General features: G+C 36.6%; 1 protein-coding gene and 1 pseudogene. Both read left to right on the top strand.

Annotated features, from left to right (window positions below; translation table 11 throughout):
• Positions 1–776: 776 nt before the first annotated feature.
• Positions 777–4,319, top strand: a complete 3,543-nt coding sequence (locus CHI06_RS18085) for a S8 family serine peptidase (RefSeq protein ID WP_095250025.1) — start codon at positions 777–779, stop codon at positions 4,317–4,319.
• Between the two features lie 532 nt (positions 4,320–4,851).
• Positions 4,852–9,135: pseudogene (locus tag CHI06_RS18090) on the top strand (S8 family serine peptidase); the annotation flags it as partial.
• Positions 9,136–10,314 lie beyond the last annotated feature (1,179 nt).

A 10,314-nucleotide genomic window follows, 5' to 3' on the forward strand; every position in this document is an offset into this window, starting at 1 on the left:
ACCTAGTGGGAAATATAAAGTGATCGCTGAGATAGAAGAAATTGGAACGGGCCTAAAGATCTCAACAACTCCACGTTATATGACGGTGGTACAACCTTAAAAAACGGAACCATAAGATAAAACCTTAATCCTTTATGATGATAAGAAGGGTTGAGGTTTTATCATGGAAGCAAGGGGACGGTTCTTCTGCTCCCTATCCCCAAAACTTATTATTTTTCAGTATTGCGAATTTTATAGATTCGCTACAGATGAAGCTGACCCTTGCAAAAGGGTTGGCTATTTTTTTTGCACAGGATCAAGGAATGTAAGTGCCATTCGGCCATTAATATTCTATTTCTACATCATGCATACATGTCCAAAACACCATATTCGCTTCTAGTTCTTTTTGCATATTTTAATCACCTGATTTTATTGAGAAATCATAAAATTCTATTAATTATGTTTATTTCCCCCTATTTTATGACAAAATATCCCACTAAAAATATCGATTTCGCCAAAATACGGATATGTTTTTCCTTATAATAACTTAAAATTCTACATTAAATGACAATCTTTTTGGTGAAACTTCTAACATATAAGTCTATCGAACTATGCTTTAATCCCCCAATTTACTGTATTTTATCGTGCATGTACAATTTGAATAATATTAAATTACTCATTAGGGTTAGCAATAAGAGTAAAGTTATTATTTCTATAATTTTATTAAATTCCTAATCTATTAATTGTGGTGATATAAATATAAAACTTAAAAATCAAATAAAAAAGGAGCAATGTAAATGAACAAGAGTAAATTAAAGGCATTTAAAGTCATGACGACTGCAGCTGTAACATCCTTACTTCTTTCATCATTCACAGTTTTTGCAGAAACGAATGAGTCAGAAGTTTTAGAAAATATTGTGGAACAAGGCAGGAATTTATTTTTTGATCAGGACAAGTTAGAGCCTGTAAGTAATGATTTATATAACAAAGACATTAATAAAGAAGGTTCGATAAAAGCCTATAAACCAAATGATGTTGTTCGTCTAATCGTACAAGTGGAACAACCAACAGATGTGGACAATACATCTAAAAATAAAAAATCATTAATGAAGCAAAAGCAAGACAAAGTCATCGAGCAAATCGCTAACACGAAAACATCTAAATCCAATGCGTCTACTAAAGTGAAACACCGTTATTTTGAAGGGTTTAACGGATTCAGTGTCGAAACAGAGTTCCAAAATTTGAAGGATATCCAATCTATTCCAGGTGTTACGCATGTTCATGTTGCTAGAACATTCGAGGAAACCATGGGAGCAAGTAAAGAATTAGTACAAGCTCAAAAAGTTTGGGAACAATATGGTTATAAAGGTGAAGGCTTGGTAGTGGCAGTCGTTGATTCCGGAATTGATTATACGCACAAGGATATGAAGCTAACGGATGCAGCAAAAGCGAAAGAAAAATGGACTCAAGATCAAATGAATCAAAAAATGGAAGAGACAGATGTAAACGAAATTTGGTATTCCGATAAAGTCCCAACAGGCTATGATTGGGCAGATAACGATACGAATGTCATTCCTGGAGCAACAGGTAGTGCGCATGGTACTCACGTTGCTGGTACAATTGGTGCAGGTGGAGACGAAACGAATGGTGGAGTTGAAGGTATTGCACCAGGTGTTCAATTATTAGCTGAGAAGGTATTTGCAGATGGTCGCGGTGGTGCCTATGAAGATGATATTATTGCAGGTATTGAGCATGCCGTCACAATGGGTGCAGATGTTATCAACATGAGTTTAGGTGTAGATGCAGGCTATGTAGATGAAGAATTTGATCCGATTCAAAAGGCCATCCGAGTTGCGACAGAACAGGGTACCCTAGTTGTCGTTGCAGCCGGTAATTCTTCCTACAGTACGAAAAATAATATCGTTATGTCTTCATTAAGACCATATGCAGAAAATCCTGATATCGGAACGGTTGGTGCACCGGGTGTAAGTCCATATGCTCTATCGGTTGCTTCCTATGAAAATTCTAAACTTCATGTACATAAACTAGATGAAGGAAATGGTATATCGCTCCCTTTCAAGGATCAAACGCAATACCCAGCATCCTATAATTTTAAACTTTCTAAGGTTCTTTCACCAGATGTTAGCTATGATATGGTATACGTAGGGGAAGGAAAGAATGCAACTGATTTTCCTATTGGAAAAACTAACTACATTGCTGTAGCAAAAATGTTAAATGCATATGGTGATCATTCATCCCTTCAGAGGACAGCTAAGGCTGCAGGAGCAAGTGCATTAATTATAATACCGGCTGCTGTTTTACCAGATTATCCTAATTTACAATTTAGCGTAGCTCCGAATATGGCACGAGCTGCCACAACAGGTAAAGCTGTAGGTGAAGCATTACTGAATAAAATGAGTAGTCTGCCGAGTGGTCAGTACTTAAGCATGAAATTTACAGGCGCTACACTGGTAGATAGCCCAACGAAAGACAATATGTCCCATTTTTCATCTATTGGTTCACCTAGTACATTAGATTTTAAACCAGAGATTTCGGCTCCTGGTGGAAATATTTATTCCACTATGCCGGGAAATAATTATGAAGTGCTGAGTGGGACATCCATGGCAACTCCTCATGTTGCAGGCGGTTCAGCATTGTTATTGCAGGCACTTTATCAAAAAGGATTAACACATTCAGAAGATACCGTTTTAAAGGCTAAACTTGCTTTAATGAATACAGCTAATGTGGTCATGGATCCAAGAACGAATGGAGAAGTTCCATATTCACCACGTGTACAAGGGTCAGGGGTAATGAAAATTCAAAATGCCATTAACACACCTGTCATTGTGACAAGTCAAAACACGCCTTTAGAACAGGCAGGAGCGGTTGCTTTAAAGGAAATAGGTCAAAATACAAGCTTTAAATTAAGCATGGAAGCATTCGACGTTCCTAAGGGTAAAAATAATAGTGATGACATTGAATACAATGTGTATGTTGATGTACTAAAAGACAAGACTGAAACGAAGGAATTTGACTTAGATGCTGATGGGGTATTGGATTCAAAAGAGTATTTAACATTAACTAGTGAACGTATCGAGGGTGCAACTGTCACTGTAAATGATGATACAGTAACAGATAAAACAGGAGCACTAGTTAAAATCAAACCAGGTCAAACAAAAATGCTAACTGTTAATGTAATGTTACCAGAGTCCTTAAAGAAAAATAGTTTTGTAGAAGGATTTGTTCGTCTAGTTCCAGTAGCTAAAGACCAAGAAAAGGCAGTACAATTAACAGTTCCTTATATGGGCTTCTATGGAAAATGGGATGAACCGCGAAATATAGACGCACCTGCATGGAAGAAAGATGCATTTGTAGGATATACTGCACTTTGGGATGATAATTCAGAAAGATACCCATTGGGATTTGACCCGAAGACTAATAGATTCCATCTTAACCGTATTGCCTACTCGCCAAACTATATGACCCATGGTATCATGGCTTCATTCCAAGCCTTACGTAATTTAGAAAAAGTTGAAATGTATATTGAAGATCAATCTGGAAATCTTGTTAAAAATTTAGGTGATTTTAGTGAATATACTGGGACACCATGGAAATTCAGAAAAAATGTAATGGCATTTAGTGATAATATGTATGGTGGATATCAATGGGATATGAAAGACATGTCCGGACAAAATGTACCTGACGGTGTATACCAATATGTTATAAAAACAACATTAGAGTATGAAAACGCACGCCCACAAGTGGTTAAAATGCCAATGACGGTAGATTCCATCGCTCCGACCGTTTCAGATATTACCATAACGCCAAAGAATGGAAAATATGAAGTTTCCTTCAATGCCCAAGATAATGCAAGTGACTTTCATTCTGCCGTTGTTTATGTAAATGGACAATATTATGCACCAGCAGACGGGGTAAAATCTTTACTTGTCAATACAGAGCCGAAAGGTATGGTCATATTAGCGGTTGATTATGCAGGAAATATGTCTTGGAATACGTGGGGAGATCAAAGCTATAATAAACAAAGTATGGCTGTTCAAACGATCCATGTTTATCCTGATACAAATATTAACAATAGCAAACCAGCAAAAATTTCTGCATGGGGTTATACTAGAGTAGACTGGAAGTTTAATGTTAAAGATGCAAATGGTAAGATTGTTGATTCGTTTGAAGTAAAAAATGAACATACAATACAAACACAATGGGTACCTAAAACGGACCTTCCAAATGGTACGTATTCTATCACAGCAGATGTAGTTACAAAAGACGGTTTTAAAGTAACAACAACACCTAAACAAGTAACAGTTCTACAACAACCTTAAATAATTAAACTTAGATTAATTAAAAAGCTATCCTTCCTATTTAATTTAGGAATTGGATAGCTTTTTTTTGGTTATAATGCTGTTTATTATTTATAAGGACTCTTTGAATCCTTACACCTTTCCCTCTCCTTTTTTATTTAATATTAAACTTGCAATTATGTATTTACTTTATAAACACTATTATAAAGTGATTTTTTTAGTAGAGTTATTCATCTCGAAAACCCATTTTACTTAATTCAAAACAAAAATATTATATTGGTAAAATTTACAGTTACACTATTCAACTATTATAATATTGGATAATTCGTGGATTTACCCCAAATTTCATTTACGTCAAAACCCAATTATTAAAACACAGAGATGGGATTTCATAAAAATTTAAGCGATAAAATACTCCATTTTTTATATCAAAATCATTAAAATCCCCCAATTTACTATAATAATATCTCAAAGTACAATAAAACAAATAGAGATATTTGTTGAAATATTTTAAAAAGAAAGACAAATTATGTCATTTCAGGGGGAAAGTCAATTGGGGAAAAATAAGATTAAAAAGATTTTTGCAACTGCAACAATGAGTTGTATATTGATGTCTTCAGTCATACCTTTTAATGTTTTAGCTGAAAACCCAGTCCAAAACATCACTCAAGGTACGATTCCTAGTAAAGCTCATACGGGGACATATACGCTAACCCCAGAGCAGCTTGAAGCAATGAACAAAATTAGCACAGAGAGTGAAGTGAAAATTTCACCAAAAATCAACGTTCACAGTGCTGATCCAGTTCGAGTCATTGTTGAATTTAAACAAGCTCCAGCAAAAGTAGCGGTAGTTCAGCAGCAAATAGCAGGTAACGAGATTTCATTGACAGACGCTGCTAAAAAGGTTAAAGATTCTCATAAAAAGTTTAAAGATTATGTTCAAGGATTGGGGAAACAAAAAGAAGAAAGTAGTGTCATCACCACGTCTACTCCTGCTTCACAACCAGAAATTAAGATTACTAGAGAATACCAGCACTCGTTTAACGGAGTAGCGATGACACTCCCAGGAACAGATGTGGAAAAACTTTTAGAATCAGGCTTAGTCAGCAGTATTTATGAAGATCGAGTTGTGAAGCTTGATCCAAAAGAATTAAATGGTTCCTATACAGATAATTTGTCAGCTGGAAACCAGCAAGTAAAATCTGCTACAGCCTCAATCCAGCAGCAAAGTGTTTCCGAGCAAAATACTTCTACAAATACTTTGAAAGAGAATTATATTCCTCTTCCAGGTATTGAAGATTTGCATAATGATAGTGTTACGGGTGAGGGAATTAAGGTCGGCGTTCTAGATACGGGGATTGATTACAACCATCCAGATTTAACGAAAGCATATAAAGGATATCGTAAAAAAGATGGAGAAGATGCAAAGACTATTGATCCGACAACTGTAAAAGGTTGGGATTTTGTCGATAGAGATGCTGATCCTATGGAAACGACGTATCAAGATTGGGTAAATGCAGGAAAGCCGGAGTATCCTGGTCATTCATATTATACGTCTCACGGTACCCACGTATCCGGAACGATTGCAGGTCAAGGGGAAAATAGTGTTGATAATCCGTCTTTAGGTGTAGCGCCTGATGTTGATTTATATAGTTACCGTGTGTTAGGTCCATTTGGTAGCGGATATTCAAGCGACATTATTGCTGGTATCGATAAGGCTGTAAAAGATGGAATGGACGTAATTAACTTGTCATTGGGAGTTGCTGTAAACGACCCGTTAATTGCAGAATCCATTGCCATTAATAATGCTACACTTGCTGGTGTGACATGTACAGTATCAGCAGGTAACGCAGGTCCAGGTGAGAAAACTCTTGGTTCTCCAGGAACAGCAGCGTTTGCTATTACTGTTGGAGCAAGTGACTTCCCGATGGGCATTCCAACAGCATCGGCGACCGTTGGCAGTGAAACGTTCAACAACATGAAGCTGTTAGGTAAAGGTTTTAATGATCATTTAGAAACTTTGGTAAACCAATCGTATCCTATCGTCTATGTTGGTTTAGGTGGGGAGAACGATTTTAAAGATGCTAATGGTCAACCAATTGACTTAACAGGAAAAGTAGCATTAATTCAGCGTGGATCGTACGCGTTAGCAGAAAAGGTGGTCAATGCTAAAAAAGCGGGAGCCGCCGCTGTGATTATGTATAACAATGTCGATGGCGAAATCGACAGTTATCTTGCTAATGAAACCAATTTCATCCCTGCTTTCCGTTTAACGAAAGCAGATGGAGAGCGTTTAAAAGCAGCAGCAAGTTCTGGAATTACTTTTACTAGTGTAGGTTCAGTTGTGACAGAAGGAAATCATCTAGCGGGCTTCAGCTCAAGAGGACCTGCAACGAAAAACTATGACATTAAACCTGATGTAATAGCACCTGGTGTATCTGTTCATTCTACTTACCCGGAATACATTCATAGTCCTGAAGACGGAATCGACTATTCGTCAGCATATGCACGTATTTCTGGAACGTCGATGGCATCGCCTCATGTAGCCGGTATTGCTGCTCTTATTTTACAAGCACATCCAGACTATACTCCGTTTGATGTGAAAGCGGCGTTAATGAATACATCAGATAAATTATCTGGCGATTATTCTGTATATGAAGTAGGAGCAGGATTAGTCGATGTAAAAGAAGCCGTTCATGCAGATGTATCTGTTAAAGTTATGGACAAGACGCAAAATAAAGATCAAAACGGCAGCCTTGTTACGATTGACGAGGAAACAGGATCAATTGCTTATGGTACGGTTTATAGAAAAGAAAACGAAACGAATGAAGACAGTCGTAAAATGGTTATTAAAAATAAAGGAACCGAGCAAAAAGCATTTGATATCAGTTATGAATATTCAAAGGCTAAAAGTGGCGTTCTTGACGCAGAGTCCAATAAGGTAGAAATGACGACATCTGCACAGTCGATTACTGTTGAACCGGGACAATCGGCTGATTTAACAGCGACGATTCGTGTTCCAGGAACTGCAAAAACGGGCAGATACGAAGGTTATGTGAATATTGTCAATCATGCAAATTCAAAAGAAAGCTATCGTGTGCCATTCGCTGTTCGTGCAGTTGATAAAGGGATTGGAGAAATTGAAACGGATAATCCAGCCATCAGCAACGTGTTATGGGATCCTGCACATCCATTTATGGCCGGTCCTAATAGATATTTGAAATTCAAATTAAATAGCCCGATGAAAAATGTTCGAGTGATTATCTATGACAAAGACGGTCATGCACTAGGAAGCACAAGTCCAGGTCCTATCAATGCTGCAACAGCACCGGTAGACCAAGATTTATTTTTATCCTATGGTGCTCGTTACTATCCGTTTATTGGAGATCCAAAAGATGAGATAACGGATATTAACCTACCACAATCAGTATTAGCAGAAGGTCAATATACACTGAAGCTTAGAGCAGTAGATGTAGAAGGTAGTATATCATACGAGAAATCGCAAGCGTTTGTTATTGACAATACTTTACCTAAACTTACCTTTAAAGATAAAGCTCCAGGTAAGGTGTATGAGTTAAAAGATTCAGACTTTACACAAGAAACACTTAACGGAAATGCTTATAACGCATTTTGGGTTCATGCAAATCTATATGATGAAGGTACAAATCTATTAGCACCACTTGGCATTACACAGTCTTCGAACACACTTTGGTATTATCATAATCAGAAAGTAGTCCCGACTGGAGATTTTCCTGTTGAAGCAAACGGAGATGTGAAATTTGGTATTGAGAAGGAAGACATTGAGAATGGGCCGGCAACCGTTATTTTATTCCCAATGGATAAGGCTACAAACGCCCATTTATTAAATGAATTCTATCCTTATGCCTTTGTTAAGGAAGGTACTCCTTATGTAGTGCCTACCTACGATAAAGAAAAAGTGTATAAAAACGATACGTTAACAATGACATTAAGTTTGAACAATGTTGAAAAGCTGATGTCTGGAACGAATGACGTTGGATTCTACAAGAACTTTGAATTTGTAGATGTAAAAGTAAATAAAGAGTTCCAAGACTATGCCGAGAAAAACGGTTTGACAGTAACAGTTGACGAACCAGTCGTGAAACAACATCCAATTTATTCCTGGTCTAAAAATACCGTTAATGCAGGAGCTCATATTAGCGGCGATGGATTCGAAGGAATTAATGGCGACATCGATTTCCTAGATGTAACGTTCAAGCTAGTAGACGATCATTTTTTCATTCTTGCGGATACAATGGACGGTGAAGAAAATACGAAAGACTTCAGCTACACGAAGTTTGGAGAGTCTGAACCAACAAAAATGACTCTGTTCAACCAAATTGACAGCTACAAAATTATACCGAAGCATTCGTATGTAGTTTCATATATGCGTCTTCAGGGATTAAACGGTCAATGGAGTAAAGATTTATCGAAAGTTGGAGCAACAGTATACGCGCAAAGTTCTAACGGAGAGAAATACCCAGGAACAGTTGATAAATACGGTTATATCGAAGTGTATGATATTCCTCTTTCAAACGATCCATATGATATTGTAGTGGAAGCTCCTGGACATTTAAAGAGCATACAAAAAGTGACACTAGGTGCAAAAACGACCTGGGGCGAGGAAATTGGTCAGTATTTATACACTACATCTAAGCAACCAGTCTCTGCTGCAGGTGATGTAAATGGTGATGGTGTTATTGATGTTCTAGACGTTAAGAAAGTAGCTAATAAAATTGGAATGCAAGATACAGAGACGTTCAAAATTGAAGATTTGAACCAAGACGGCATTGTCAATGTAACGGATATGATGTTTATTGTTCAGAATTTGTACAAAGCAAACGCTGATGCAACCGTTAAGCCGAAAGAACAAGTTGCCGGTAAGTACAGTACACATTACTTCAATGAATTAGGAATTGCATCGACCGTTAACACGTTGAAAAATGCTACTATATCTAAAAATACGGCCGCTCTTAGCTGGATTGCAGCTGTCAATGCAACGGAAGTAAAAATTGAGCAATCAAGCGATAATGGCATTACATGGAGCGCTGCAACAACAGAGAAACCAGTTACAGTAGCATCTAGCAGTGCAGTAGTGACAGGATTGTCAGCTAATACTACCTACAAGTTAAGAGTGAAAGTAACAGGTGGATTGAACGTGGGTATATCTAACGTTGTTACTGTAATAGCAGCAGATCCATTGCTTCCTGCTAAAAAGTAAAAGGACAACAATTAAAACCGCAATCAACACTGGCGGACAAAAAGTGAATAATCTAAGGTAATGAAAAGTGCTGCTCTTTGAAAGAGTAGCACTTTTATTTATGGGCTTATGAAATGATACCAATGAGAATGAGAACGTGGAAAGGATTTTATGTGATTCTTTTTTCTAATAATAATGATGGAGAATATGAACATACATTAGATTTTAAACCAGAAATTTCTGCTCCTGGTTGAAGTATTTATTCAACTGTACAAGGAATGATTATGAAGTTATGAGCGGTACAATTCGATTAGAAAAAGCTATCCTTCTATTTATTTAAGGAATTTGATAGCTTTTTTCTTTTAAATCAATATGCTCTGACGATTTTTTTTGAGGATTTCTAATATTCCCCCAAATATAAAATAGCAATCTACTTCATTTATTTAACATAGCTTCCTTTTCTTAGTCGACATAATTCGCAAATTACCTAAAATTCTATCATTTATTAGCAAAAAACCCAATTATTTATTTTTTCGGGAAGAAAAACGTCGATTCGAAAAGGTTGTTTTCCCCCAATGTACGATTTATATAAATGCTATTATAATATAATTATATTTAAGTATTTAGAAAATTATTAATACTTTAATATTTTCGAAAGTAGGGGCAAGTAGATCATCTATTAAATTGCTCATAGTTTTATATATTAAAAGGAGGGTTAATATGAGTAAGAGAATGAGACAAAAAAAGAGAATGGTATCCATCTTAGTGTTGATTGCAATGCTTTTAAACTTTGCACTT

It is taken from the genome of Bacillus sp. 7884-1 (genome assembly GCF_002272245.1).
In the GTDB taxonomy this organism is placed as follows: Bacteria; Bacillota; Bacilli; order Bacillales; family Cytobacillaceae; genus Neobacillus.